This is a genomic window from Tundrisphaera macrotermitis (assembly GCF_051175315.1).
Classification (GTDB): Bacteria; Planctomycetota; Planctomycetia; order Isosphaerales; family Isosphaeraceae; genus Tundrisphaera.
In genome coordinates, this window is the sequence record NZ_CP195100.1 from 1,905,115 (window position 1) to 1,932,032 (window position 26,918).

The following is a 26,918-nucleotide window of genomic DNA, read 5'->3' on the forward strand; positions in this document are numbered from 1 at the left end:
CGGGGGCCGGGCCCGCCGCCGGTCAGGGGCGGGTCGGGGGCGGTCCCGGGGCCGCCCCATCGCCGGCCCCCTCGGGCGGGGCCAGGATCGGCAGCCGGCTCGGGATCGTCTCCGGGATGTAGCAGGAGGCGACCTGGCGGCGGCTCGTCAGTTCGAGGACGCGCCCGACGACGACCTCCTGGAATTCACGCAGGCTGACGGGCCCATGCGGATCCGCGCCGGACCGGGACCGGGCCGCCAGATCGAACGAGTCCAGGATCGCCTGGGCGAACGCCCCGTGCCGGCCGTCCATGTCCCGTTCCCCGGGCCCCGAATTCGAAGCCACGAACGCGATCACGTCGCGCTTCCAGAGGTCGCGGACCCAGCCATCGGCCCGGCCCCGCCACTCCTTCGGGGCCGACGGGTGGACCCCGTCCAGCAGCAGCATGACGCGGCATCCGTCGTTGGCCAGCCCGGCGAGGCACTCCGTCACCCTCGACGCCGGGAGCGAGTCGGACGGCGGGAGGCCGTCCCCCGAGTCGGCCCCGACCAGGACCGGTTCGCCGTCGCCGCCCGCGATGTGGGCCTCCAGGGCCAGGATCACCACGTCGCCCCGGCCGATCTTGCCCGCTTCCCGATCCGAGTCCAGCCCGACCAGCAGTTCTCCCAGTTGCTTCGCCGTCGCCGCCTCGCCGACCAGGGGTTCCGGCCGGTCGATCCGGTCGAACCAACGCTTGCCGCCGGGCTCGGCGAAGAAGGCCGACAGGTCGCGGGCATCGCGGTCGGCGTAGCGGATCGATCGATCGGGGAGCCTGGCGAGGCGGTTGGTCCCGAACGCCCGGATGACCAGCCCCGGGGGCGCCGTCCGGGGCCGGTCGTAGGTCACGTCGAAGCCTTCCGACCGCTCCTTCCCGCGATCGTTGGCCGCCGTCACCGTCACCCGGTGGGGCCCCGGCGCGAGGGCGACCCGGATCGGCTCGGCCGCCTCGGCGCGGGGCGGGTCGAAGACGATCGGCGGCTCGCGACGGCCGTCGACCTGCACCCGGAGCGAGCGGATCGATGGCCCCCCGTCCGCCGCCACCCGGGCCAGGAAGGGCAACTCCCCGTCGCCGACCGCCAGGGGCCGATCGGCCCTCCGGCCCGGCACGTCGAGGCGGATCGTCGGCGGCCGGGCCTCGCCCACGACCGCCGCCCCGTCCCGATCCGGGGCGGCCACCAACGCGAGGGCCTGCGCCGGGTCGGCGGTCTCCAAGAGCCGGTCCAGGAGGGCCGGCCGGCGCAACTCGGCCTCGAATCGGTCGGCGGCGAAGTAGTCGGTCGGCTCGTCGGGCCGGGCCCGGTTCCGGTGCCATCCCAGGTGCCGCCGATCCCCCGCGATCGAGGTCTGGTAGTAGCCCTCGGGCATCCAGAGGATCCACTCCCGGTCCCGGCCCAGGAACAGGCTGAGCGCCGGCCCGTCGCGGCGGGTCGTGCCGACATTGACCAGCTCGGCCCCCCTGCGGACGCGGAACTGGACGGGGACGCCCGGCGGTGCCGAGCCGACCCGCCCGAGGAACGCCTCCGGGGCGAGGAACTCCTCCCCGATGACGAATCGGTCGATCAGGTCCCCCTCCCGGAGCCCGGCCGCCTCGGCGAAGCCTCGCGACTCGATCCCAGCGGCCTTCCAGCCCCCTTCCGGCGTCCGTTCGAACCGGGCGCCGAGGGGGGGCAGGGCATCGCACCCGGCCAGCCGCCAGAGCCGGACGGTCTGGTCGGACGACCCGGTGGCCAGCCAACGCCCGTCGGGAGAGGCGGCCAGGGAGTAGACCGGCCCTTCGTGCCCGGCGAAGATCCGCGTCCGCTCGCCGGTGTCGGCGCGGAAGAAGACGACGCCCGCCTCGCAGCCGATCGCCACCGTCCGGCGGGGATGCCCGGGGCCCGGGGGGATCAGCCCATACGACCACCACCGGCGATCCTGCGACGCATCGAGCCGGAGCCGGTGGCCCCGGCCCTGGGCATCGACCACGTCGAGTTCGTAAGGCCCGACCGGCCGGATCGTCAGCCCGCCGTCGGAGGCCAGCGCGCGGACGAGCCCGTCCCGGGGCAGCGTCGCCACGGCCCGGGTTCGGAAGTCGAACGAGGTGTACCGGTCGGGGGCATCGGCCCGGTCGGGCCGCCGATCCGACAGCCCGACCGTCGGGCCGTCGCCGCCGAAACCGACATCCCAGATGCTCGCGCCCACGCCGGCAAGCTCGACGGGGGCCGCCCGGTCGTCCCGGAGGTCCTTCAGGAAGACCGGCTGCGCGTCCCCCCCGGCGTAGGCCAGGGTCGAGCCATCGGGGCCGAACCGGAGGGCCTGGGCCAGGTCCGTCGTGGCGGCGACGAGCGACCGGACCGTGCCGAGGGGCATGTCGCGGAGTTCGATGTCGCAGCCGACTTCGGGGAGGTCCGAGGGGCGGCCGATCCGCCGGCTCACCAGGCTCGCGGCGAGCCGACTCCCGTCCGGGCTGAACGCCAGGGCCTCGACCGGGCCCTGCCGGGCGGTCGTGGGCAGGGCCTGCTCGCCCCCCAGGGTGGCCGCGTCGTAGCGGAACAGCCGGCCATCCTCCCGGCCGGCCACGACCCAACGCCCGTCGGGGCTGTGGGCCATCGCCAGCAGCACGCGGCCGCCGGGATCGCGGGCGTCCCAGGCCGGCGTGGCCCGGCCGATCGGGTTCCCGGTGGTCGCGTCCCAGAGGCGGATGACGCCATCAGCCCCGCCGGTCGCGATCCGTCCCCCGTCCGGGCTGAATGACAGGACGTTGACCGCATCGGCGTGCCCGCGGAGGATCGCCAGGGTCCGCACGGGCCTCGCCCCGACATCCCAGATCCGGGCGGTTTCGTCCAGGCCGGCGGTCGCCAATCGCTTCCCGTCGGGCGAGAAGGCCAGGCACATCACCGTGTCGGTGTGGCCTTGCGGGGCCGGATCCCCCCGCTGCCCGCTCGGGAGGAAGGCATCGACGTCGCCGGTGGCCTCGGGATGCGTCCCCGGGAAGCGGAACAGGGTGATGCCGCCGCCCCGACTCTCCACGCCGAGCCCGGCGACCGCCAGCATCCTCTGGCCGGCCGCATCCGCCGCCGGGGCGAGGTCCATCGCGTAGATCCGGCCCCGGGCCCCGCGCCAGATCGGCGGCCGGATCGTCCGCGCGAGTTGCGGCCGGCCCTCGCGGAGATTCCAGACGTGGATGACCTTGTCGAATCCGGCCGTCAGGAGTTGCGAGCCGTCCGGCGTGAAGGCGATGGCCCGGACCGGCGCGTGATGCCCCCCGGAGTTGAAGACCGGGATCGGCCGGGTGAAATCGCGGATCTCCGCCTGCCCTCGCGCCGCGACCGCGGCGATCCCCAGCCACCAGGCCACGGCCGCGAGGGAAACGATCGGGAGTCGCCCCGGTCCACGCCGCGAGGGATCGCCCGTCGCCCACGCCTCCGGCGATCCCTGCCGGGCCGAACGCGGGGGGGAACCGGGCGGGCGTGATCGGGGGGCCATCGTCGCATCCCTTCGCTTCGGAGGGCCCGACCTCCCCCGGAACCGGCGGTTCATGCCGATCCGCGCCGGCGGGTCGGGGGCGGGGCCGCGGCGTCATTGCTCCCCGGCCGGGCGATCGCGCCCGGCCGATCAGGACAAGTTATAGCGATCCCGCCCGCATGTTCACAGGGGGGAGGAGCACCGGCCCGGCCGGCGGCGGGACGCGAATCCCGATCGCCCCCTGAGCCCCGGCGGTGCGCCCCGCGAGCGGGGAATCCGCCGGGGTCGCGAGCCGACTCCCGAAGGCCAGCTCGATCAGGTCGCAGGCGACTTCGAGGCCGTTCGCCGCTTCGATCGCCGCCCGGAAGGACCGGGCCCGGTCGCGGTAGGCCGGGTCGCCGAGCACCTTGCGGATCACGGCGGCGAGGCCCTCCGGCGTGAGATCCTCCGGCTCGACGAACTCGCCCACGCGATGGTAGGCGATCCGGGCCGCGACGCCCGGCTGGTCGTAGCCGATCGGGATGGCGACCAGCGGGACCCCCTGGCCCAGGGCTTCGAGCGTCGTGTTCATCCCGGCGTGGGTGATGCAGAGCGCGGCCTTCTTGAGCAGGTCGATCTGGGGGGCGACCGGGACGACGATCGCGTCCGGCGGGATCGGGCCGAGATCGCCGGGGTCCGCGTTCTTGCCGACCGAGAAGACGAGCTGGACATCGTGCATCCCCGCCGTCGCGTCGAGGATGGCCCGGTGGATCGCATCCCGGCCGTTGACCAGCGTCCCCAGCGAGGCGTAGATGATCGGCCTGCCGTCCAGACGTCCCCAGGGGAACGGCACCGGCTCCCGGCCCTCGCCATCGTGGAACGGCCCGGCGAAGTAGAACTGGGCGGGCCATCCCACGCCCGGATAGTCGAATGCCTCGGGCGTCTGGACGATCTCGGCCAGCCGGGAGAACGTCGCGGTCGGATCCGACCAGTCGATGTCCAGGCCCACCGCCTCGGCGTAGGGGCGGGCGATGGCGGCCAGCGGTTCGAGCTGCGCCCCGAAGGCGGCCATCCCCTCGGCGTTCCTCGCGAGGGCCTCCGGGGTCGTGTCGTGCGGCCAGCTGACGAAGGCGGGCGGGGTGGCCGCGGCCGGGTGGATCGGCAGGATCGCCCAGGCCCTGACGAAGGGGATGCCCAGGCCCATCGGCACGAGCTGGGCGAAGAAGTAGACGCTGTCGATCACCATCGCATCGATGCCCGATCCCGCCAGCAACCCCGGCAGGTCCCGCAAGGCCACCTCCAAGAGGCCGGGGCTGATCGTCCGCAGCGTGTGGTCGAGCACCTCCATCCCGGCCATCCGCGAGACGGGCTCGAAGATCCGGGGGATCGAGCCCGGCGGGTAGCGATCCTCGCCGTAGGGGAGGAAGGCGAGCCCGGCGGCGCGGACGGCCGGCTCGGCGTCCGGCACGCCGAGGTAGATCACCTCGTGCCCGCGGGATTGGAGCCGGCGGGCGAGCGCGGTCATCGGGTTCAGGTGTCCCGAGGCGGGCAGGCTCAAGAAGCCAATCTTCATCGGAGTTCCCTTGTGATATCGAGGGGTGATGACGAATCAGGTTCAAGTCGGGCGCGCGGTCCCGCCGGCACGACGGGGGCCGTCGCGCATCACGGGCACATCGCGGCGAGTCGGGGTCAGTACGAGTCCGCGGAGATCGCCTCATTTCCCGCGCGGGTCGAGAGCATCTGATACACCCCCAGCCGGGTGCCTGGCTTCAGGTGGAAGGTCCCCTGGTCGTCCTCGGAGACGCCCAGCGGGTAGCCGGTGGCGTCGGTCGCCCACGAGTCGATCGAGTCCTTGAGGAACCGGACCGAGCCGTCGGCGAAGGCGAAGTAGGCCCCGTTGGCGTGGAAGCTCGACGCCGACGACGTGTAGGCGCTGCTGCGGGGCTCGGCGGTGTCGGGGATCCTGGAGAACGGATTCATCGGGAAGATGGTCCAGTAGAGGGTGTCCATCGACACGGAGTCGGCCCACCAGTGCCAGAACCGGAGGTCGTCCCCGGTCAGGAGCCCGTGCGCCCGCTCGCCCAGGAGCATCGTCTGGCCGGCCCCGTCGCTGATCTCCGCGAAGGAGACGCCCCGGTTCGTGATGAACATCCCGTTGATCTGCGCGGCCTGTTTGCAGGGGATGTGGCCGGGGGCGATGGACCGGTCGGCGTGCCATGTCCCCGTGCATCCGGCGTAGCTGGCGAACCGGATCGTCTCCTTGAGCGGGTCCTCGTACAGCGGGTACTCGACCGTCATCCGGATCGACGGGTCGCTGGGGCACCACAGGACCTCCAGGCCGGTGGCGTAGATGGTGGAGTTGGCCGAGGCGAAGATGCTCCGGCTGAAATTGGCCGAGTTGAAGAGCGATTGCTGGTCGAGCTGGGCCAGCATCGAGACGAACAGGCTTTGCGCCTCGCCGTAGAAGTTGAGCGCCGGATCGGGATCGAACATCATCGACTTGCCGATGGGGAACGCCCCATGAACGTCGGCATAATGGTGGCAGGCCAGCGCGAGTTGCTTGAGGTTCGCGGAGCAGCGCAGCCGGCGCGACGACTCGCGGGCCGCCTGGACCGCCGGGAGGAGCAGGGCGATCATGACGCCGATGATGGCCAGCGCGACCAACGCCTCGATCAACGTGAATCCGCCGCGTCCCGGGCCGGCCCCGGGGGGATGCCGTATCGTCATGGATGTGACCTCCGTCGGATCTGGTTGAATGTCGATCGTCATGAATGATCGGCCCGCGGATCACCGGCGGGCGGGGTCCGTCGGCCGGGCCGCCCGCCGCCTCGGGTCGCCGGTGCCCCGCAGGGCCCGCATCTCCTTGAGGCGGTCGCGGGCGACGCCCTTCCGGGCCGGGGCCCGCCCGGCCGGCGAGCAGCCCGTCGCCGCGGCCGCGAGGAGGGCCGCGGGGATCAGCCCCAGGGCGGCGCGTCGCGTGACGGCCGCGCATCGTTCGGGTCGGTCCATATTCGGCTCCTGATCAAGGGGGAAAATCGTCGAAATCGGCCCTCGCGCGGGGCCGCTCAAGGCCGCGGCCCTCCGCCCAGGATGCGGAGCCGGTCCCGCTTGGCATCCCAGGCCGGGGCGTCCAGGGCGCGGACCGTCCCGTTGGCGTCGATCTCGGCGCCGATGGCGACCTCGGCCCAGAGGGCGAACCGCTCGTCAGATCCCGTCACCTCCGCCGGCACGTCCCAGCGCCGGACCTGGCCATCCTCGGCCTTCGTCAGGGCGGACCGGCCGGCCGGGTCGAAGGCCACGGCCACCACCTCGGCGTCGTGGGCCAGGGGCTTCCCGATCGGCCTGGCCGTGCCGGCGTCCCAGAACCTCGCGACCCTGTCCCCGCCCGTCAGCAGGGTCCGGCCGTCGGGGCTGAACGCCACGGAGCGGACCGGCCCCCGATGGGGCAGGGGGCGGCCCAGCGGCTTGCGGGTGCGGGACGACCAGAGGACGGCGGTCCCGTCGACGCACCCGGTCAAAAGCCGGTCGCCGTCGGGGCTGATGGCCACCGAGAGGATGGCGTAGTCCTGCCGGAGCGGCGGCCCGACCGCCTGCCGGGTGGCCGCGTCCCGGACCTGGGCGGTCCCGTCGCCGTGCCCCATCAGGATCGTCGATCCGTCGGGCGAGCGGGCGATGTTCGGGAGTTCCGCGAGGTCGACCCCGGCCGCCGGCTCCCCGGCCGGCTCGGGGTCGGAAAACGTCCAGAGCCGGGCGTTGCCGTCCTCGCAGCCGGTGAGGGCCGCTCGGCCGTCGGGGCGGAAGGCCACGGACGTGACATGGTCCGGGTGATGCAAGGGATCGCCCACCGGCTCGCCGCCGGGCACCCTCCAGATCCGGGCGGTCCGGTCCTCGCTGCCGGTCAGCACGAGCGTGGCCGCCGGGTTCAGGGCCACGGCCAGCACCTGGCCCTGGTGCCGCAGGGGGCCGCAGAGGGGCCGGCCCTGCCGGGGGTCCCAGAGCCGGGCCGTGCGGTCGTTGCTCCCGGTCGCGGCGATGGAGCCGTCGCGGCTCAGGGCGAGGTCCCGGATGTCGCCGTCGTGGTACAGGGCGGGGCCCTGCGGCCGGCCGTCGGCCGCGTCCCACACCTGGGCGGACTTCCGGCGCCGCGGCCCCGACGAACCCGTGGACAGGACCGATCGGCCGTCGCCGGAGCAGACGAAGGTCCGGACCTCGCGATTGTCCCGTCGCCCCAGCTGGTACCTGATCGGCCGGCCGACGACCCGCCCGGTCGCCAGGTCCCAGAGCCGGATCTCGCCCTCGACCTGGCCGGTCGTGATCGCGACCTTCCCGTCGGGCCGGAAGGCCACCTGCTCGACCCAGCCCCCGTGGCGCAGGGGCTCGCCGAGCGGCTTCCGGGTGGCGACCTCCCAGACCTGGGCCACGCCGTCCTTGCTCCCGACCAGGACCGTCGCCCCGTCGGGGCTGAAGGCGACCGACCGGACCGGCCCGCGGTGCCGCAGCGGCGAGCCCACGGGCCGGCCGCCCTCGACCTCCCAGAGCCGGGCCGTCCAGTCCAGGCCGGCGGTGATCACCAGGCGGCTGTCGGGGCTGAAGGCCGCCTGCATGATGCCGCCGTCGTGGCGGAGCGGGGCGCCGCGGGGATCCCCCGTCGCGGCGTCCCAGAGCCGGGCCGTCCCGTCGGGGCTCGCCGTCACGGCGGAACGCCCGTCCGGGCTGAAGGCGACGAACTGGATCCGGTCCTCGTGGCGGAGCAGGTTGGTCAATCGCGTCTGGTGCCGCGACCACGCCGCGATGTTGGCGCGGATGGCCCGCTTCAGGTCGCCGGCACCGGCCGGGCCCGCCTTCAGGGCCTCGGCCAGCCGGAGCACCCCACGGCCGACATCCCCCTGGTCGCAGATGGCCAGGGCGTGGTCGATCGCCTGGCCGCCGGCCTCGCGCCGGGCCTGCAGGAGCAGGCCCTCGGCCCTCCACCACTGCCAGGTCGTCCCCAGGGCGAGCAGGACCATCGCCGCCAGCAGTCCGGAGACGATCGGGTTGCGGCGCGACCACATCCAGGCCCGACCCGCCGCGCCGACCGGCCGCGCCTCGATCGGCTCGCCGTCCAGCCAGCGCCGGAGGTCGTCGGCCACCGCCCCGGCCGACGCGTAGCGCCGCCAGGGGTCCTTCTCCAGGCACTTCAGGCAGATCGTCTCCAGGTCCCGGCCGACCCGGGGATTGGCCCGGGAAGGCGGCGCCGGCGACCGCGTCCTCACCGCCTCGATCGTCTCGATGATCGAGCCCGCGACGAACGGGGGACGGCCGCTGAGCAGGGCATAGAGCACCGCCCCCAGGCCATAGACGTCGGTCTGGGCCGTGATCTCGGCCGTCTGGCCCGAGGCCTGCTCCGGGGCCATGTAGCTCGGCGTCCCCACGATCGCGCCCGACTGGGTCAACCCGCTGTCGTCGCCCGACCGCTTCGCCAGGCCGAAGTCCGTCACCAGCGGCCGCCCCTCCTCGTCGAGGAGGATGTTGGACGGCTTCAGGTCGCGGTGGAGGATGCCCCGCTCGTGGGCGTGCTGGATTGCCCGGGCCACCTCGGCCGCCAGCCGGGCCGCGGCGCGGGGAGCGGCCGTGTATTCGGGCAGGCGGCGCTCCAGGCTCCCGCCGGGGATCAGCTTCATGCCGAAGTAATGGCAGCCATCGTGCTCCCAGACCCCATAGATCGGCACGATCCGGGGGTGATCCAGGTGCGCGACCGCCTCGGCCTCGAGGCGGAACCGCCGGAGGTCGGCCTCGCCCTGGAACAGCCCGGCGCGGGTCATCTTGATCGCGACCGTCCGGTTCAGGCTCAGCTGCCTCGCTTCGTAGACGATCCCCATCGCCCCCTCGCCCAGGCGCCGGATCAGCTCGAAATCGCCGAGGCGCGCCGGGGCCAGGCCGGACATCCCGTCGGGCGATCGCGGTGCCGCTCGGCCCATGGTCGATGCCGGATCGGTCGTCACGTCCACCGCCGTCGATCGCGGGGGGAGACCGGGGCGGCCCTCCCCCCGGATCGTCGCGGGCCTTTCGAGGAAGCTGCCGGCCCGTTCGACCGCGGCGAGCAGGGCCTCGACCCGAGCCCGGGCCGATGGCGATCCGGCGCACGCCCCGTCCAGGTAGGCCGCCCGACCGGCGTCGTCGGCCAGGTCCAGGGCTCCGGCGAAGATCGTCTTGATATCGAGTTCGGTGTCGGGCACGAGAGCGTCCTCGATTCGGGGCCTCAACCTCCCCATGCTCCGCCTCGGCCCGGGCTGCGCCAGCCCGGGGAAGATGTTTCAGGGTCGGGCATCGTGGGCCGAATCGCCGCGACGGAGGCGATCGTAGAGCCAGGCCCGAGCGTAGGCCCAGTGCCGGTCGGCGGTCCGACGGGCCAGGCCGAGGATCTCGGCCACCTCCCCCTGCGTGAGCCCGGCGAAATAGCGCAGGGCGACCAGGCGGGCGCAGAGGGGGTCCTCCCGGCCGAGTTCTTCGAGCGCCTCGTCGAGGTCGCTCAATTCCTCGCCCGGGGCGTCGATCGCCACGGAGCCGAGGTCGAGGTCGACGCGCCTCCGCCCCCCGCCTCGCTTGAGCCGGCGACGGTCCCGGGCGCGATCGACCAGGATGCGGCGCATCGCCTCGGCCGCGGCGGCGAAGAAGTGCCCCCGGCCGTCCCAGCGCCGGCCCGGATCCCCGCCGATCAGCCGCAGGTACGCCTCGTGCACCAGGCCCGTCGCCTGGAGCGACTGGCCGGGCGCCTCGCGCCCGAGCCTTTGGGCCGCCAGCCGGCGCAGCTCGTCGTAGACCAGCGGGAGCAGCCGGTCGGAGGGCAGGGGGCCAACCGTGCCTTGTCGGGCCGCCGGTTCCCATTCGAGCGTTTCATCCGTCGGGCCAACCGGGTCGAAACCCGGCCGCCTCGCGCTTGCTCCATGAGCCGACATGAAGGTCCATCCTCCCCGGAATGGAACGGGTCCCCGCCGGCCGCCGGCACGATCCGGGCAGGCCGCCGGGGACAATGCGACGGATCGGCCCGAAACCCCTCAGCCCTCCCGAAATTTTTCCCGGGCCGGGCGGGCATGTCTGGGCGTGGGCGTGCGATCGTCGCCCCGCGTCGCGCGAGGGACGGACGATCCAACTCGGCCGATCACCGCCCCGGCGGCCGGAGCCCCGTCCGCTCCTGGACGATCCGCTCGATCTGGCCGAGGTCGCCTTCCATCGGGGCGGAGGGGACGGGCCACTGCCAGACCGTCCCGTCCCTCGCGCCGGTCGCGACGCTCTGGCCGTCGGGGTGGAAGGCGACGCAGAGCACCGCGTCGGAGTGGCGCAGGGGCGGCCCGAGCTGGCGGCCCGTCGCGACGTCCCAGAACCGCGCCGCGGCGTCGACGCTCGCCGTGAGCAGGGTCGAGCCGTCGGGGCTGAAGGCGATGGCGGTGACCTCCCCCGCGTTGCCCCGCACGTCGCACAGCATGGCGCCGCTCGCGCTGTCCCAGAGGCGCACCGTGCCCGCATGGCAGCCGGTCACCAATCGCGGGGTCTTGGGATCGAACCCGACGGCCGTGATCGGGAAGGCGTGGAACGGGAGCGCGTCGGTCGAGACCTCGACGTCGCGGGCCACGTCCCAGAGCCTCGCCTTGCCGTCGCGGCAGCCGAGCAGGAGGGTCGTCCCGTCGGGGCTGAAGGCGGCGTTGAGGACGGCCGCCCCGAGCGATCGGGCGAGCGGGCGGGCCTCCGCCCCGGTCTCGACGCCCCGGAGCGAGACGGAACCGGGCTCGTTTCCCCAGGTCAGGATGGTCCGGGAGTCGGGGCTGAAGCAGAGGCCCGCCGGCGTCCCCGGCCATCCGGCCCGCGTCCCCAGGACCGCGCCGGTCTCGGCGTCCAGGAGGATGAGCCGCGCCCCCACCGGGCGGCCGTCGCCACCCGCGGACGCCGCGGCGATCAGCCGGCCGTCGGGGCTGACCGCCGTGACCCCGATGGGCTCGCCCCGGAAGGCGGGCAGGCGCCGGGGGCCGCAGGCCGAGCCGGGGCATCGCCGGCAGGGCCCGTCCGGACGCACGGCGCACCAACGCTCCGGCCCCCCGCCGCCCACCGCGACGAGGTCCGACCCGTCGCGGCTGAAACCGACGACCCGGACCGGCCCCGGGATCGCCTTCGGCGGGGCGATCGGGCCGGGCGGGGGGATCTCCCAGATCGGGATCGAGCCGTCCTCCAGCCCGACGGCCAGGGCCCGGCCGTCGGGCCGGAACGACAGCGACCTCACCGCCACGTCGAACTTGGAGGTCGGGCCTTCCTGGTGGAGCGTGGCGGAATCCCAGAGGCGGACGGTGCCGCCCTCGCTGCCGGTGGCGAACCACTCCCCACCGGGGGCGACGGCCAGGCCGACGACGGCCGACCCCTCGGAGGGGAGGGCGGAGACCCGCGAGGCCCGGTCCCACACGCGGACCCGGCCCTCTCCGGTGAGCACCGCGATCCTCCGGCCATCCCCGAGGAAAACGACCTGCCGGACGGCCGAGCCGTGAGGCAGGGCCGGGCCGATGGGCTGCCCCGTCAGGATGTCCCGTTCCGTCACGACCCCGTCCTCGCCCCCGGTGACCAGCCGCGAGCCGTCGGGGCTGACGGCGATCGCGGCGATGTCCCGCCCGACCGGCCCAGCCCGGCCGTCGGCCGGGAGCCCGGTGCCGGTGTCCCACCAGCGGAGGGCGCCATCGGATCCGCAGGTCACCAGCCGCCGGCCCCCTTCGAGATGGGCCGCCCCCCGGATCGGGGCTCGGATGGGGTGGGCCACGGCGGCCCCGCCGGTGAGGCCCCGGGCCGGGTCCCGGAATGCCCCCCGGCCCGCGCGGTCGAAGGCCACGAACGCCCCGTCCCCCCGAGGGTCGAACGCGATGGGCCCGGCGAGGCCGGCCTCCGCATCGGCGGGCGCGGGCGACAGATCCTGCCAGGATCGGGAGTCCCAGCCCCGCAAGACCCCATCTTCGCCCAGGACGACCAGGCCCCGGCCATCGGGCCGGAAGGCGACCTGGAGGGGCGGGGATGGTGCCACGAGCCGCGCCAGCCTGCGGCCGAGGCGGGCCGACCAATCGACCAGGTCGATGCGGGCGGCCCGGGCCAGGGGCGCATCGGACGCCTCGCCGGCCAGCCCCAGGCTCCGCGTCAGCCAGCCCATCCCCTGGGCGATCTCCCCCTGCTCGCAGAGGGCCTGCCCGTGGCCCATCGCCAGCTCGGCCTGCCCCCGGGCGGCCTCCCGACGGGCCTGCGCCGCCTCGTCCGCCCGTGCGGCCTCCGCCATCCGGGCCCGCCGCTCGTCCAGGGTGGCCCGGACCGCCCGGGCCCGCTCCGCGTCGGCCCGCAGCAGCCCCCAGCTCGTGCCGATGACGCCCACCAGGAGGGCCAGGAGCGTCAGGCCCCCCGCCAGGATCGGCCCGCGGTGGCGGTGGAATCGCTTCCGCAGCCGGTATCCGAGGTCCGGCGGTGCCGCCAGGACCGGCTCGCCGGCCAGGTGGCGCCGGATGTCGGCCGCCAGGTGGCCGACCGACTCGAACCGGCGATCCCGGTCCTTCTCAAGGGCCTTCATCACGATCCAGTCGAGTTCGCCGCGCACCGAGGCCGCCAGCCGCCTCGGCTCCGCCCCCCGGGCCGCGGCCAGGGACGGCAGGGCCGCCGACGCGCCGAGCTTCTGGCTCGGCCTGGGCGGCTCATCCTCCCGGACGGCCCTCAGCAACTCCAGCATCCCGCCCCGCCGCGATGCGTCGCGGGCGATCGGCGTGCTGCCGGTCAGGAGCTCGTACAGGAGCACTCCGAGGGAGTAGACGTCCGACCGGGTGTCCACATCCAGGTTGTCCAGGTCGGCCTGCTCCGGGCTCATGTATTCCGGGGTGCCGACCACGTCGCCGAACTCGGTGATCAGCGTCGTGCCGCCGAGCGACGGCCCGGTCGCCTTGGCGATGCCGAAGTCGATCACCTTCGGGACAGGGTGCCCGTCGTGGACCTCGATCAGGACGTTCCTGGGCTTGATGTCGCGGTGGATCACGCCCTTCTGGTGGGCGTGCTGGATCGCCCAGCAGACCGGGACGAAGAGTTCGAGACGCTCGCGCAGGGTCAGCTTCTGCCGGTCGCAGTACTCCGTGATCGGGACGCCATCGACCAGCTCCATGACGAAGAACGGACGGCCGTCGGGCGCCTCGCCGCCGTCGAAGACGCGGGCGATGTGCGAGTGGTCCATCAGGGCGAGCGCCTGCCGCTCGGCCTCGAAGCGGGCCAGGACGCGGCGGCCGTCCATGCCGGCCCTGATCAGCTTCACGGCGACGACCCGCCGGACCGGCTCGACCTGGCGGGCGGACCAGACCGCCCCCATCCCGCCCTCGCCGATGACCTCGATCAACTCGTACCGGCCGGCCAGGAGGGCCCCCGGGCCGAGGCCGGGCGTGCCCGCCGCCCCGGCCGACGCATCCTCGGTCGGCGCGACCGGATCGAGGAAGTCGCCCAGGTCCGCGTGCGCGGCCAGCAGCCGATCGACGGCGTCCCGCAGGGTCGCATCCCCGCGGCAGGCCCGGTCCAGGAAGGCCTCCCGCTCATCGGGATCGGCCAGGCGGAGGGCGGCGGTGAAGGCCGCTTCTGCGGCGGACAGGTCGAACATGGGATCCTCGCCGGCGGGGGTCGCTGGGTCGATGCGACGGGCGGTCGGCGGCCCGCTCACGCCGGCCGAGGGTCCGCCCCGGCCGGGCCGTTGATCTCGGCGTGCAGCCAGGCGCGGGAGAAGGCCCAACGCCGCTCGGCGGTGGCGACCGAGATGTCCAGGGCCGCCGCCGCCTGGGCGGTGGTCAGGCCGGCGAAGTAGCGGAGCTTGACCAGCGCGGCCTTGCCCGCGTCCCGCTCCTCCAGACGGGCCAACGCCTCGTCCAGTGCCAGCAGATCGTCATCCGGGATGGCGTCGGGGACGTCGTCCAGCTCGACCCGCCTGCGATCGCCGCCGTGGCGCAGGCGGCCCTTGCGGCGGGCGGCCTCGATCAGGATGCGGCGCATCGCCTCGGCCGCGGCGGCGAAGAAATGGCCCCGATCCTCCCATCGACGCCCGTCGGCCGGGCCGATCAGGCGGAGGTAGGCCTCGTGGACCAGGGCGGTCGGCTGGAGGGTCCGCCCCGGCGGCTCGACGGCCAGCCGCGCGGAGGCGAGCTTGCGCAGCTCCTCGTAGACCAGGGGCAGCAGATCGCCGGCGGCCTTCGGGACGTCGCGACGCCCGGGCGACTCGCCCGCGCCGGGGACGGCCGCGGTCGCATCGCCGCCGATCGCGGCAACCGAGGTGCGATCGGCCGATGCCACCCCGTTCGGAGACCCCATTTCCTGCGTCATCCGGTCGCCCCTCCCCGCCGACACGCCCCGGGGACCGCCGGCATCGAGGTCGCCGGGGCGATCCCTCGATCCTCGGGCGGGCGGGGCTGCGGCCCGAAACCTCGCCCCTCGGCGAAGGCCCGCGACGGGCGAACGGCCGGGGACGTCGCTCGCGGCGAGCCGCCCGGATCGATGCTCGACGCCCTCGGGCCCCGGCTGCGATCCGCCTGTCCTAATGTAAGAGGCATGTCAATGACGCCGGGTGCTTCACGTCCCGCTTCCTCGGCCGTTCCTGGGAACGCCCGGAGAAGTCACGGTTCGACGGACGTGGGGCGGGCAACGCATCCGTCAGGGCCCGCAACGTCGAAACGGGGGCAGGCCCTTCCTGGGCCGATTCAGGGGCGAGGAGATGCGGGCGATGATCTCGGGGTCGCGGCGGCTCGCCGCCCGGGCGGATCGGACGCGGGCGAAATACCCGTGAACGGCGATGTTCCCCCGGCTCCCGGTGGCCGCCAAAACTCCCACGCGGGCGTGAGGAATCTGAAGGTGGCCGGGACAAAGGTGGTCATCTCCCCGTCGACGATCGTCCCCCGCGATAGATAGAGTAACGCGTGCGATATGGAACCACGCTCCCTCATCTCCGGGTGGGGATGCGGGCAAACCCAGAGTGATGGAGCAACTTTCTTGGGATCGGCCGTTCCACAAAACTCCTCGGTGACGTACGACCTCGCCACCCTGACCTACAAGGAAATCCTCCGGGCAACCCTGCGTTTCCGCCACCCCAAACCCCGAAACCCGGTCGCAGTCTGGGTAGCCTCCGTCATTTACGTCCTGTTCGCCTGCGCCGTGATGGGTTTCTTCGTCGGCATGGCGACATGGCCCCGATTCAAGCCCGAGCCGCTTGCCGCCATCTTCGCCATGCTGGGGTTGGCGATGCCCTACCGCGTCCTCACGCAAGTCTCGCGTGCGGGCAAGGGCATCAGGGGCGAGGGGCTCTGCACGACGGAGTTCACCCCCGAAGGCGTGCTCCGAAGGACTTCGATCGTCGAGATCCGGTATCGCTGGGTGCCGGGCCAGCGATTCAGCCTCGTCGGCGACGACCTGCTCATCTTCGCCCACAAGGACCAGATGCTCTGGCTTCCACTCCGCGTCTTTTCATCGCCGAGTGAGGCGGAGGCGTTCCTGGAATCCGGCAGGATATTCCACGCGAAGGCGATGGCCGATGCGATGATCAAGCCCACCCGGTCACCCGCACAACCATGACGCTACCGCGACCGACCGTCCGACGCCTGATGCTCCTCATCGCGCTGGTCGCGATCACCTACACGGCGGCGCGACGCCTGATCGTCGGTGACGGGGGCGTCGACGTCGAGATCGTCAATGGCATGGGAGCTCACATCCACGACGTGAGGCTGATTTGCCGGGGACGGGAATCGGCGGCGAGATCCCTCGCCCCCGGAGCCTCGACGCGTTCGAGGCTCTGGCCGGGGGTCTATCGGAAGGGCGGCTCGATGGATGGATCCTTCGGGCTGGCGTACACGGCGGGCGGATCCGACCATCGTTGGAACCCGGGCTTCACCTTCGACCTGCTCAGGAACGAACCCGCGGTGCGGGTCGTCATCGCGGAGAGGGATGGCCAGGAGGCCTGGAACCTCACCTTCCCCGGAGCCAAGGTCTCCGACGGGAAGAGGAAGCTGCGGGAATGGTGGTTCTGGCTGCTCCCGCCGGGCCAGTGACCTCCAGGCGGCCGGAGGGCCTTCCGAAGGCCATGCCGGGGCCTGCCCGGATCGATGAGGGGATCGAGGCGGCGGGCCCAATCGCTGCACCGCCATCGGTCCCCAAGGAGGTGAACTCGATGGAACTCACACCGCCGTCGTCCGGGCCAACGCCGATCGGGCCGGAGCCTGACGGCGTGGTCAGGGTCGCCCTGGAGAGGCGATGGCTCGTTTCAGCAGGTTATCGGTGATTCGCTGCACGCGCCCGTCGGGCCCGTGCGGGCGTAGCCCTGCACGCCGAGGCCCAACCTGCGGGAGATCGATCCGCCACCGCGGAGCCTGGAGTGCGGGGGTGAGCAGGGGGGGCGGACGACCGCCCCCATCACTTCCGCCTCAGCCCCTCGCACTCGTCCCTCAAGACCTCGCCGATCACCTCCGGTGCCGGACGCCAGCCGTCGAGCGCCGGGTCGGTCAGGATCGGGTGAACCGAGGTGACGGCCCCGATGACCGGCGTCTCCTTGCCGTAGACGACCAGGCTGATGCGGAGTTGGCGAATCGCGTAGCCGCACATGAAGCACGGCTCGGCCGTGGTGTAGATCACCGCCCCGACGAGATCTTTCCGCCCCGTCGCGTCGAGCGCCGCCTGGCAGGCGAGCGTCTCGGAATGGCCGGTGATGGATCCGGTCTCGACTCCCTCCCCGATGATCACGCCGTCGAGCACGACGACGCTGCCGACCGGGGTGTCGCCCTGCTCCCGGGCCATGGCGGCGAGATCGAGGCACCGCCGCATGAAATGCTCGTGGTCGTCATGATCCGGCATACGGTGCTCCTGGCCGTCATCCCCCGACCGGCGACAGCGCATTCGCATCGCGGGCCAGAAGCCAGCGGCCGTCGGGCTGTTTGCGGTAGATCGTCAGGCGATCACCGGCGAGTCGGCTTTCTTCCCCGCCGGCACGCGGCGATACGGTGAGCGAGTCCCGGGCCCGCGTGTAGGCAACCTCGCCGACGACCACGACCTCCTCCAACTCGCTGACGCAGTGGATCCGGAACTGTTCTTGAGCCCCCGAGAACTTGGCGGCGTATTCATCCCGCCCGATGACCACCTCGCCCGGAATGATGAGCGCGACGTCGTCCGTCGTCATGGTGAGCAACGGGGCCAGGTCGCCCGCGTTGACGGCGTCGATCCACATCGAATGAATCTCGCGGATGGCCTGCTCATCAGATCGCATCGGTCACCTCCTGGGCCGCCCCAAACTGCCCGTCGAGCCCGACGATGATGCCCTCGGTCCCGCAGACCTCCGGCCCTTTGACCGTCGCTTCGCCCTTGATCGTGAGCCCCAGTGCGAGGAAGATCGCCCTGGCCGCATCGAAGCCTTCGACAACGAGCAGGACGTCGTCCATCCGCTTGTCAGACATGGTGTTCTCCCCTCAGCCTTGCTTCACGATCCGGTAATGCACGGCCGCATCCGAAGCTTCGAAGCCCGTCACCTCATAGCCCTCGATCCCGCCCAGCAGCCGCTCACCTTCGCCTACGAACACCGGGGCCATGGCCAGGTGGAGCTCGTCGATGAGGCGTGCCTGCCAGAAGGCCCGGACCGTGGCCGTACCGCCGTTGATCTTGACGTCCTTATCCCCGGCGGCGGCCTGGGCCTGCTTCAAGATTTCCTCCGGCGAGCCGCCGACGAAGTGGAAGGAGGTGCCGTTCCCGAACGCCAGGGTGGGCCGGGGATGGTGCGTCATCACGAAGACCGGATGCTTGAAGGGAGGGTTGTCCCCCCACCAGCCCTTCCAGTCCTCGTTCTCCCAAGGGCCTCGCAGCGGGCTAAACATGTTGCGGCCCATGATCGAGGCGCCGATGCCGTCGAAGGCCCTGGACGCGTAAGCATCGTCCAGCCCCGTGGTGCCGCCCTCACGCCCGATCATGGACTGGAAAGTTCGAGTGGGCTTGAACCAGTTCATGATCTGGAAGGCGTTCCTGCCGAAGGGTTCCTCGGCGGTTTGCCGGAGGCCAGCTCCGAAGCCATCCAGGGAGCAGGCAAAGCTGCGAACGACGACTTTGGGCATTCGGGTGTCTCCAGAGATCGACGAGCCGGGATCGGGGGATCAAACCAGTTATCGGCACGAAGTCAACGGACGTACAGTCCGTTTTGGCCGATCCCTTCGGGTCGGGCACGACTCGCTTCTCGCCTGGAGACCCTTCGGGCCTCCGCCATGCGGTGACAATTCTTGTCGAGGGCATACGGCCTGCCGGCCATGAGGCTCGCCTGCTGGCCCGCCTCCCATTCAGGGGATGGGTGGGTGTGTTTCCTAGGGAAACTGGGGGATCGGGGGTGGGGCAATTTCATTCCATGGAGCGTATTGATTCGCTTGACCGAAGATCGAAGCCGCTCCACGCGAGGCGGGCAAACGACGAAGAAAACCACGAGGCACAACCGACAAAATTACTATTTATCACATTACAATCATGATCAAACACGATTAGCAAATTTCCAGGCCAGCCAATCGGCCGGCAGCATGGCCCCGTACAACTACGATCGGCGCCCATTGGGCCGCCGTGCTGGCATTGCCACGAGGCCGCCCGGCCCTCCCAAGAGCGGCAACGTCGATGCCTCGCCTGCCGTCGCAAGTGGAGCTTCGAGCGGCGGCGTATCCGCTGGGAGTTGCTCAAGGCGTTCCACCTGTCGGCCGCCGCCCACCATGCCGCCCGCACCGTCGGCTGCTCCTACCCGGACTTCATGGGGTATCGCCTGGCGATGGCCGTCCTGGCCGCCGAGGAGAAGCGGCCCCTGCTCGGCGAGTTGGAGCCGGACGTGTCATATTTCGGCGGCAAGCGAGGGCAGGGTGGGGCGGGGACGGGCTCGTTGACGGGTGGGCAGGTCGCGGCCGGGGGATCGGATGCAAAAGACCGGCGAACCTCATCGGCTCGCCGGTCCCGGTGTCATCGCTCGCGAATCAACGATCGCCGCGGTTCGGTCAGTTGTCCTTCTTCTTGACGACCGCCTCGATCTTCGAGGCGACCTTGTCCTCGTGCGTCACCTTGTACATCGCGCCCTTCTTGCCGGCCTCCTTGTTCTTCTGAACGTTCTTGGCCAGCTTCTCCAGGTCGATCTTCGAGCTCTTCTTGGGCGTGATGAAGTCGGTATCGTCGGTGACGGTCACCTCGACATCCTTGTCCGTCCCCTTCTCGGCGACGGTGATCTTCTTGGCCGAGACGTCGACGCTCTTGATGGTGCCCAGCAGCTCGGCGGCGAGTGCCGGGCCGACCACCACGGCCATCCCGACCAACGCCGCTCCGAATGCCACGATGAGTTCACGGCGGTTCTTCATGCGATTCGCTCCCCCGAAGATATTCCCTGGCATGGCGACAGGCCCGGGGCGGCCCTCATCCCCGGATCGGGGATGAAGCCGCAGCCCAGGGTCGGCCGATGGTGCCGCGACTGCCCAAGTCGAACTGTCGAGATCGGGCATAGTCTACGATGCGCGGGGCTCCTCCGTTATTTCACCCCGGGAGACCATCTCCCGACGTGGGACGCGCGGGCCAAGTTGAGATCGGATCTCAGTGAGAATTGGTACACCACTTGCCACCGGTACCCATCCATGAGTTAATCCCCAACCCTGCTCATGCGAGGTGGATCATGTCGAACCAGAACTGGGGCGAGTGCAAGAGCTGTCGGCATTTCGAGATCGAGCCTGCCGCCTCGGCCGCCGCCAACACCATGGGCCTTTGCATCGTCCACGAGCACGAGATGCAACACCTCCGCGTCTCCGGCTCGTGTGGCTGCGACCTGCATGCGGACGGCCAGGCGGCCCACGCCAAGGGCGCAAGTCGCGTGCCCCCGGGCGATTCGCGTTGATTGGGGCCGCCGAGGCGAGTGCGATTCGTCTGATCCCGGGTTCACGCCAATCGTCATCGCCCAGATATGCGTCTGGGCGATGACGGCTCCTGAACCTCAGCGGCGAGCGCCTTGACCAACACCGACTCTCGGGAACGGCGAGACGGCTCGGGTCACTCGCCGACGATCCGGATGTCGTCGATCATCGAGGTGCTGTCGCCGCCGTTGGTGTTCAGGCCCTCGAAGGTGATCGTGTGCGCCCCGGCGCCGACCTCGAAGGCCGCCGTCGCGTACGCCCTGTAGCCCGAGGAGTCGGGCCGGAACCGGCCCACCTCCACGCCGTCCACCAGGACCCGGAAGTCCTGCTCGCCGGCGTACGACCGCTTGGCCGCCGAGAACGCGATGGTGTAGCGGCCGGCCGCCCAGCCGGCCACCGACTGGCTGAACGACCCCCGGTCCTGCAGGAAGGCGGCCTGGCCGCCGGAGGGCGTCGGCGACCCCGCGGAGATCGGCCCGCCCGAGGCCGACAGCCCGGCCGAGCCGGCGAAGGCCCAGGCGGTGCCGGCCGGCTGGTAGGCGTAGCCATTGGGCCCGGCCGGCGTCGCGTCGAAGCCCCCGTCCGACAGCGTCGGCGTCGTGCCGGCGGGCGGGGGCGGGGGCGTCGCGGCGACGACGGAGATCGAGTCGATCATCGAGGTGCTGTCGCCGCCGTTGGTGTTCAGGCCCTCGAAGGTGATCGTGTGCGCCCCGGCGCCGACCTCGAAGGCCGCCGTCGCGTACGCCCTGTAGCCCGAGGAGTCGGGCCGGAACCGGCCCACCTCCACGCCGTCCACCAGGACCCGGAAGTCCTGCTCGCCGGCGTACGACCGCTTGGCCGCCGAGAACGCGATGGTGTAGCGGCCGGCCGCCCAGCCGGCCACCGACTGGCTGAACGACCCCCGGTCCTGCAGGAAGGCGGCCTGGCCGCCGGAGGGCGTCGGCGACCCCGCGGAGATCGGCCCGCCCGAGGCCGACAGCCCGGCCGAGCCGGCGAAGGCCCAGGCGGTGCCGGCCGGCTGGTAGGCGTAGCCATTGGGCCCGGCCGGCGTCGCGTCGAAGCCCCAGTCCGACAGCGTCGGCGTCGTGCCGGCGGGCGGGGGCGGGGGCGTCGCGGCGACGACGGAGATCGAGTCGATCATCGAGGTGCTGTCGCCGCCGTTGGTGTTCAGGCCCTCGAAGGTGATCGTGTGCGCCCCGGCGCCGACCTCGAAGGCCGCCGTCGCGTACGCCCTGTAGCCCGAGGAGTCGGGCCGGAACCGGCCCACCTCCACGCCGTCCACCAGGACCCGGAAGTCCTGCTCGCCGGCGTACGACCGCTTGGCCGCCGAGAACGCGATGGTGTAGCGGCCGGCCGCCCAGCCGGCCACCGACTGGCTGAACGACCCCCGGTCCTGCAGGAAGGCGGCCTGGCCGCCGGAGGGCGTCGGCGACCCCGCGGAGATCGGCCCGCCCGAGGCCGACAGCCCGGCCGAGCCGGCGAAGGCCCAGGCGGTGCCGGCCGGCTGGTAGGCGTAGCCATTGGGCCCGGCCGGCGTCGCGTCGAAGCCCCAGTCCGACAGCGTCGGCGGGGCGCCGTCGGCGCGGTCCACCGTCACCGTGAAGGTGCGTTCAAAGAAGCCGACGCTCCAGGAGGCCGAGCCGGCGTTGTCGGTGACCCGGACGGTGATCGTCGCCGATCCGGTCGCACCGGCGGCCGGCGTGAAGGAGAGTGTCCCGACCGACGACCGCTCCGCGTAGACCACGATCGGGTTCGGGATCAGGCCGGGGTTGCTGGACGTCGCCGTGATCGTCACCGTTTGGGATGCGTCCTCGCCGGGTCCGGCCGAGATGCCCGTCAGGTCGATCGTCCTGGTCGGGTCGTTCTCCTTGAGGAGGACGTCGCCGATCGGGGCAAGCGTCGGCGCGTCGTTGACGTTGGTCACGGTGATGGTGAACACCCGCGGGGCCGACCGATCGACGCCCCCGTTCTCCGTCCCGCCGTCGTCGATCAGCGTCACGGAGATGATCGCCGATCCGAAGCTGTCGGGGGAGGTGGTGAAGGTCAGGGTCCCGGCCGGGCTGATCGCCGGGGCCTGGGAGAAGGTCAGGCCGTTCGAGTTGGCGATGGTCACCACGAAGGAGAGGGACTGTCCCGCCTCATCCGTGGAGTTGTAGGCGCCGGGCTGGATGTTCGTGGCGAAGGCGGTGCGGGTTTGGGCCCCGGCATCCTCGGCCAGGCTGACGTTCGTCGTCGGGAGGGTGAAGGAGGGGGCATCGTTGACCGGCGAGACCGTGATCGTCACCGTGGCCACGCCGATGGCCCCCCGGCTGTCGGCGACCCGATAGGTGAAGCTATCCGTGCCGACGTAGTTCGCGGCGGGCGTGTAGATGAGCACGCCGGCGGAATTCAGCGAGACGGTGCCGTGGGACGGCGCGGTGAAGGTGAGGATCTTGACCGCGCCCCCGTCCGGGTCCGAGTCGTTGGCGGCGGCGTCGATCGTCACCGGCTTGTCTTCCAGGGTCGTCGCGGCGTCGTCGGACGCGACGGGGCGCAGATTCGGCGTGCCGATGGCGAACGCCCGGACGAAGGAGTAGCTGCTCAGCAGGAGGTGGTCGCCGCCCAGCGCCATCCCCATGTAGCTGGCCCCCGAGGTGACGGCATTCGTGAAGCTCCAGACTTCCTGACCGGTGGCCAGGTCGATGGCGTGGACCCGGGCGACGTTGGTGGCGGTGGATTCCACGAACGCGAAGTCCGGGGTCAGCACGATCTCGCCCGCGAGCGAGGACGGGGCCTTCCAGCTTCGAATGCGCGCCCCGGTCGCCTCATCGAGCAGGAACAACTCGGTCCCGGAGGCGACGGCGACGATCCCGTTGCCGACGGCCTTGGCGGCCGGGGCGGCCGGCATCCGCGTCGACCAGAGGAGGGCGTGCGTGGTCCCATCGTAGGCCGCGACCGCGTCGTACCCGACGCCCGAATCCACCCCGACCACGTCGAACAGGACCCGCCCCGAGCCCGAGACCATCGCGGCGTTGACCGCCAACCCTTGCGGGTAGGTCATGTTGGGGAGCCGCAACCCGTCCGACCGGCGATAAACCTCGGAATTGTACGCATAGACGTAGTCTTTGCTGAGGGTCGAGTAGGGGGGATCGTAGGCCGCGGATCGCCCCTGGAACCACTGCCGGCTCAAGGTCGAGGCGGTGTACAGGCTGAGGCCCCCGTAGTAGCCGTCCTCGATCACGAGCTGGTTCGCGTCGATCACGGGCCGCTCATTCGACCCCCATTGGGCCGCGTACCGCTGCTCCAGCACGGTCGCCCCGGTCCTGGCGTCGAAGCCGTAGATGCGGGGCTTGTCGCTGTCGGGGCCGCTCGTGCCCGAGTGCCCCGCCGCGTTGACGTAGACGATTCCTCCCCAGACGGAGGGCTCGCCCACGCCCTCGTGGGAGATCGAGGTGAGGGTCCGCTGCCAGTCGATCCGGCCAGTTTGCAGGTCGAACGCGATCACACGGTAGGTGCTCGAATTGCCGGAGTCATCCTGGACCGTGGTGTAGACGTGCGTGGCATCGATGGCGGCCCCCCGCTCATACCACGACCCGGTCCCGCCTTGCGGTATAGTGACCGGGGTATTCCAGGCCTGGATCAGGGCGGCCGGGTCGAATTTGACGTTGATGTAGCCGGTGTGCCCGGCGTCGCCCCCTCGTTGCGTCCAGAGATTGGCCGCGATGCCGCTCGGCGAGACGAAGAGGGTCACCGTGGCGACGTCCGACGTCAGCTTCCCGTCGGAGATGCGATACGAGAAGCTGTCCGCGCCGCTGTAGTCCGCCGCGGGGGTGTAGGTGAACGAGCCGTTGGGCGAGAGGCTCAGGGTGCCGCGCTGCGGGCCGCCGACCAGGGTCGCGGTGAGCGGGTCGCCATCGGGGTCGGTGTCGTTGGCCAGCAACCCCGGCGCGGCGACCACCAGCGGGACGCCTTGGGGGGTGGAGTAGCTGTCCGCCCAGGCGACGGGGGGGTCATTGACGGGCGTGACGGTGATCGTGACGGTGGCGACGCTCGAGGTCGATTTGCCGTCGGAGGCGCGATACGAGAAGCTGTCCGCGCCGCTGTAGTCCGCCGCGGGGGTGTAGACGAACGAGCCATCGGGGAGCAGCCTCACGGTGCCATACCGCGGGCTGCCGACCAGGGTCGCGGTGAGCGGGTCGCCATCGGGGTCGGTGTCGTTGGCCAGCACCCCAGGCGCGGCGATCACCAGCGGGGTATCCTCGATCGTGGAGTAGGCGTCGGCCTTCGGTGCGGGCGGGTCGTTGACCGGATTGACGGTGATCATGACCGTGGCGATCGCCGAGTTCAGCTTCCCGTCATTGGCCTGGTAGGTGAAGCTGTCGGGCCCGTAATAGTTCGCGGCCGGGGTGTAGGTGAACGACCCGTTCGCGTTCAGGGTGACCGTGCCGTGGGCCGGCCACGAGGCGAGCACCGCATTGAGGGGGTCGCCCTCCGGGTCGGTGTCGTTGGCCAGCAGCCCCGGCGCGGCGACGACGAGGTTGGTGTCCTCATTGACCGAGTAGGCGTCCCCACCGGCCGTCGGCGCGGTGTTGACGATCTCGACCTCGGTCACCGTGAGCGAGGCGGAACCGGAGATCCTGGAGAAGGCCTGGTAGGATCGGAGGTAATTGGGCGACCCGGTGGACATGTTGGCGCCGGTCACGTAGAGGATCCCGTCGGATCGCACCGCGATGGCGGTGTTGCTCATGCCCGCGGGGCCGGTGACCGACGTGTCGAGCGTCCCGTCCGGGAGGTATCGGGCGACGATCGCGTTGGCCCCGGACCCGGCCTGGCCGACGAAGACGATCCGGCCGTCGGGCTGGACCGCCACGCCCGCCTCCTTGGCGCTGCCGTACTGGCTCGCGTTGCCGCCAAAGTCGTTGCGATAGACGACCCCGCCGCTCCCGAAGCTGGAGTCCAGGATGCCGGACGTCGTGTAGCGGGCCATCGCGATCCCGAATGCGACCGACGGGGACGACGCGACGCTCGTATATCCGGCGACGATCAGCTTGCCGTCGGGCTGGATCGCCAGGGCTTGCGCGGTCTCGTAGAAGCCGAAGATGTTGGTCTGCACCTTGCCAGCCACGCCGAACGTCGCGTCGAGCTGCCCGTCTGCCGTGAGCCGCATGACGGCGAATTGCGACGCGTCGTTGCCCCCGAAGCTCTCGCCGGCCAGGAGGATCTTCCCGTCCGGCTGGAGTTCCATCGCGAACCCGCGGTCGCTCCCCTGGCTGAAGCTGGTCGAGGCGACCCCGTTGGTGCCGAAGCCGGCATCGATCGAGCCGTCGGCGTTGAACCTCGCCACGGCGAAATCGCCATAAGTGGGTCCGCTGTTGGCGATATTGCCGCCGGCCAGGATCTTCCCGTCCGGCTGGATCTTCACCGACCAGATCTCGTTGTAGAATCCAGGCTGGGCCAGCAGGACCTTGCCGCCGGTGCCGAACGTCGCGTCCAGGGTGCCGTCGACCTTGTATCGCGTGAGGGCGAACTGCTGGGACGAGCCGGTATACTGGTAGCCGCCGACGACGGTCTTCCCGTCCGGCTGGACGGCGACACCCTGCGCATAGTAGCCGTTGGCGACGGAACCACTGCCCCCGAAGGTGGGGTCGGCGGCCGCGCTGGCGGTATGGCGGGTGATGAAATTCCCGGCCGTGGTCACCTTGCCGTCGGGGCCCAGGGCAACCGCGAATGAAATCCCCGGGTCGGAGACCTGGCCCAGCAGGGAGAGGGGCGTCGAGTCGACGGCGGATGCCGAGATCGTCACCGAGTGCGGCCCGGTGATGACGCCGTCGTTGACCGCGGCGACGACGAAACTTGCCGCCGTCTTCCCGGCGGGGATGACCACCGAGGCGGGCACGGTGGCATGCGCCGGGTTGCTGCTCGCCAGCGCGACCGTCAGCGGCATCTTGGTGTCCGTACCCAGCCGGGTGACCGTGCCGATGCCGGTGGTCGTGGCGCCGACCTCGGACAAGGTGCGCGAGAGCAAGGCCACCGACAGCGACGGGCCCGAATCCGCCAGCAGCGTGCGTTCTTCCAGGTATTCCAACCTCGGTCGTCGCCTCGCGACCCGACGGCTATTCCCGACCGGGCCCCGCGAGATCGACAGATTCCTTTGAATACCCATCGCTTGTGAAATCCTGGAAGGAGGGCGATCATGCCCGGGTTGACGAGCAAGCAGGTCGGCGTGCTCGCGGTGCGAGAGGAGGCAGTCGGCGAAATTTCGAGCGAACCGATCGGCATCGAAGGCGATGCGATCACGTCCGCACGCGTCGTGGATTGGATGGGAGATGCCGGCGGGCAACCCTCCGAGATCGAGAAATCTCCCGCGACAAGGCGGCTCGGCCAGATGGGTTTGCGATGCCCCTGGGAGATGACTCGAATCGGCGCGGTACCCCGCATTCCATCGGCGGAAAACCGCCCGGCCCGCAGCGTCATCGCCAATGGGCAGCCGCGATCGTCACCGTCTCGGGTGGTCCCGGCCCGGGCCTGGTCGGCGGAGATGCCAAGGGTAGACACCCCGGCTCGACTCGTCAAGCATTGACCATAAAAGTACG

18 protein-coding genes are annotated in these 26,918 nt (G+C 71.6%); 4 read left to right on the forward strand and 14 right to left on the reverse strand.

Annotated features, from left to right (window positions below; genetic code table 11):
- Nucleotides 1-22 precede the first annotated feature (22 nt).
- The 8 genes from TA3x_RS07880 to TA3x_RS07915 form a co-directional block, all read right to left on the reverse strand.
- Nucleotides 23-3,355, reverse strand: a complete 3,333-nt coding sequence (locus tag TA3x_RS07880; RefSeq protein ID WP_435019972.1) for a hypothetical protein — start codon at nt 3,353-3,355, stop codon at nt 23-25.
- 268 nt (nt 3,356-3,623) lie between these two features.
- Nucleotides 3,624-5,015, reverse strand: coding sequence for a nucleotide disphospho-sugar-binding domain-containing protein (locus tag TA3x_RS07885; protein ID WP_435019974.1), 1,392 nt, complete (start codon nt 5,013-5,015; stop codon nt 3,624-3,626).
- A 116-nt stretch (nt 5,016-5,131) separates the two neighbouring features.
- Complete coding sequence (locus tag TA3x_RS07890) at nt 5,132-6,169, reverse strand: DUF1559 domain-containing protein (protein WP_435019976.1); 1,038 nt, start codon at nt 6,167-6,169, stop codon at nt 5,132-5,134.
- Nucleotides 6,170-6,229: 60 nt separating this feature from the next.
- Nucleotides 6,230-6,451 carry a hypothetical protein gene (locus tag TA3x_RS07895; protein ID WP_435019978.1) on the reverse strand — a complete coding sequence of 74 codons (222 nt, stop codon included), beginning with the start codon at nt 6,449-6,451 and terminating at the stop codon, nt 6,230-6,232.
- A 56-nt stretch (nt 6,452-6,507) separates the two neighbouring features.
- Entirely contained in the window at nt 6,508-9,657 is a 3,150-nt protein-coding gene (locus TA3x_RS07900; protein ID WP_435019980.1) for a protein kinase domain-containing protein, read from the reverse strand.
- A 78-nt stretch (nt 9,658-9,735) separates the two neighbouring features.
- Entirely contained in the window at nt 9,736-10,377 is a 642-nt protein-coding gene (locus tag TA3x_RS07905; protein ID WP_435019982.1) for an ECF-type sigma factor, read from the reverse strand.
- 203 nt (nt 10,378-10,580) lie between these two features.
- The gene (locus TA3x_RS07910) at nt 10,581-14,069 is read right to left on the reverse strand and encodes a WD40 repeat domain-containing serine/threonine protein kinase (protein ID WP_435019984.1); all 3,489 of its coding nucleotides are present in this window, start codon (nt 14,067-14,069) and stop codon (nt 10,581-10,583) included.
- A gap of 56 nt (nt 14,070-14,125) precedes the next feature.
- Entirely contained in the window at nt 14,126-14,782 is a 657-nt protein-coding gene (locus TA3x_RS07915; protein ID WP_435019985.1) for an ECF-type sigma factor, read from the reverse strand.
- A 693-nt stretch (nt 14,783-15,475) separates the two neighbouring features.
- On the opposite strand from TA3x_RS07915, the gene TA3x_RS07920 reads away from it, so the two are divergent.
- Together TA3x_RS07920 and TA3x_RS07925 are read left to right on the forward strand one after the other, a co-directional pair.
- Entirely contained in the window at nt 15,476-16,024 is a 549-nt protein-coding gene (locus TA3x_RS07920) for a hypothetical protein (protein WP_435019986.1), read from the forward strand.
- A 29-nt stretch (nt 16,025-16,053) separates the two neighbouring features.
- A complete protein-coding gene (locus TA3x_RS07925; protein WP_435019988.1) occupies nt 16,054-16,497 on the forward strand; it encodes a hypothetical protein in 444 nt (147 codons plus the stop codon).
- A gap of 361 nt (nt 16,498-16,858) precedes the next feature.
- Here the strand turns inward: TA3x_RS07925 and TA3x_RS07930 are convergent, their stop codons facing one another.
- The 5 genes from TA3x_RS07930 to TA3x_RS07950 form a co-directional block, all read right to left on the reverse strand.
- Nucleotides 16,859-17,296, reverse strand: a complete 438-nt coding sequence (locus TA3x_RS07930) for a nucleoside deaminase (RefSeq protein WP_435019990.1) — start codon at nt 17,294-17,296, stop codon at nt 16,859-16,861.
- Nucleotides 17,297-17,312: 16 nt separating this feature from the next.
- The gene (locus TA3x_RS07935) at nt 17,313-17,705 is read right to left on the reverse strand and encodes a YybH family protein (protein ID WP_435019992.1); all 393 of its coding nucleotides are present in this window, start codon (nt 17,703-17,705) and stop codon (nt 17,313-17,315) included.
- The gene (locus TA3x_RS07940; RefSeq protein ID WP_435019994.1) at nt 17,695-17,877 is read right to left on the reverse strand and encodes a hypothetical protein; all 183 of its coding nucleotides are present in this window, start codon (nt 17,875-17,877) and stop codon (nt 17,695-17,697) included. The genes TA3x_RS07935 and TA3x_RS07940 overlap by 11 nt, the downstream gene beginning before the upstream one ends.
- A 27-nt stretch (nt 17,878-17,904) precedes the next feature.
- On the reverse strand, nt 17,905-18,540 hold the full coding sequence (locus tag TA3x_RS07945; RefSeq protein ID WP_435019996.1) for a dihydrofolate reductase family protein: 636 nt from the start codon (nt 18,538-18,540) through the stop codon (nt 17,905-17,907).
- Between the two features lie 909 nt (nt 18,541-19,449).
- On the reverse strand, nt 19,450-19,803 hold the full coding sequence (locus tag TA3x_RS07950) for a hypothetical protein (RefSeq protein WP_435019998.1): 354 nt from the start codon (nt 19,801-19,803) through the stop codon (nt 19,450-19,452).
- 308 nt (nt 19,804-20,111) lie between these two features.
- Here TA3x_RS07950 and TA3x_RS07955 point away from each other — a divergent pair, with 308 nt between their 5' ends.
- A complete protein-coding gene (locus TA3x_RS07955; protein ID WP_435020000.1) occupies nt 20,112-20,330 on the forward strand; it encodes a hypothetical protein in 219 nt (72 codons plus the stop codon).
- A gap of 152 nt (nt 20,331-20,482) precedes the next feature.
- On the opposite strand, the gene TA3x_RS07960 is transcribed toward TA3x_RS07955, so the two are convergent.
- The gene (locus tag TA3x_RS07960) at nt 20,483-26,410 is read right to left on the reverse strand and encodes an Ig-like domain-containing protein (RefSeq protein ID WP_435020002.1); all 5,928 of its coding nucleotides are present in this window, start codon (nt 26,408-26,410) and stop codon (nt 20,483-20,485) included.
- A 108-nt stretch (nt 26,411-26,518) separates the two neighbouring features.
- Here TA3x_RS07960 and TA3x_RS07965 point away from each other — a divergent pair, with 108 nt between their 5' ends.
- The gene (locus tag TA3x_RS07965) at nt 26,519-26,905 is read left to right on the forward strand and encodes a hypothetical protein (RefSeq protein WP_435020004.1); all 387 of its coding nucleotides are present in this window, start codon (nt 26,519-26,521) and stop codon (nt 26,903-26,905) included.
- The last annotated feature ends 13 nt before the right edge of the window (nt 26,906-26,918 follow it).

What these genes read in the sequence shown, in the direction of transcription:
- TA3x_RS07885 (WP_435019974.1), bottom strand. Translation starts at nt 5,015, where the DNA reads ATGAAGATTGGCTTCTTGAGCCTGCCCGCCTCGGGACACCTGAACCCG.
- TA3x_RS07890 (WP_435019976.1), bottom strand. Translation starts at nt 6,169, where the DNA reads ATGACGATACGGCATCCCCCCGGGGCCGGCCCGGGACGCGGCGGATTC.
- TA3x_RS07895 (WP_435019978.1), bottom strand. Translation starts at nt 6,451, where the DNA reads ATGGACCGACCCGAACGATGCGCGGCCGTCACGCGACGCGCCGCCCTG.
- TA3x_RS07905 (WP_435019982.1), bottom strand. Translation starts at nt 10,377, where the DNA reads ATGTCGGCTCATGGAGCAAGCGCGAGGCGGCCGGGTTTCGACCCGGTT.
- TA3x_RS07910 (WP_435019984.1), bottom strand. Translation starts at nt 14,069, where the DNA reads ATGTTCGACCTGTCCGCCGCAGAAGCGGCCTTCACCGCCGCCCTCCGC.
- TA3x_RS07915 (WP_435019985.1), bottom strand. Translation starts at nt 14,782, where the DNA reads ATGACGCAGGAAATGGGGTCTCCGAACGGGGTGGCATCGGCCGATCGC.
- TA3x_RS07925 (WP_435019988.1), top strand. Translation starts at nt 16,054, where the DNA reads ATGCTCCTCATCGCGCTGGTCGCGATCACCTACACGGCGGCGCGACGC.
- TA3x_RS07930 (WP_435019990.1), bottom strand. Translation starts at nt 17,296, where the DNA reads ATGCCGGATCATGACGACCACGAGCATTTCATGCGGCGGTGCCTCGAT.
- TA3x_RS07935 (WP_435019992.1), bottom strand. Translation starts at nt 17,705, where the DNA reads ATGCGATCTGATGAGCAGGCCATCCGCGAGATTCATTCGATGTGGATC.
- TA3x_RS07940 (WP_435019994.1), bottom strand. Translation starts at nt 17,877, where the DNA reads ATGGACGACGTCCTGCTCGTTGTCGAAGGCTTCGATGCGGCCAGGGCG.
- TA3x_RS07945 (WP_435019996.1), bottom strand. Translation starts at nt 18,540, where the DNA reads ATGCCCAAAGTCGTCGTTCGCAGCTTTGCCTGCTCCCTGGATGGCTTC.
- TA3x_RS07950 (WP_435019998.1), bottom strand. Translation starts at nt 19,803, where the DNA reads ATGAAGAACCGCCGTGAACTCATCGTGGCATTCGGAGCGGCGTTGGTC.
- TA3x_RS07955 (WP_435020000.1), top strand. Translation starts at nt 20,112, where the DNA reads ATGTCGAACCAGAACTGGGGCGAGTGCAAGAGCTGTCGGCATTTCGAG.
- TA3x_RS07965 (WP_435020004.1), top strand. Translation starts at nt 26,519, where the DNA reads ATGCCCGGGTTGACGAGCAAGCAGGTCGGCGTGCTCGCGGTGCGAGAG.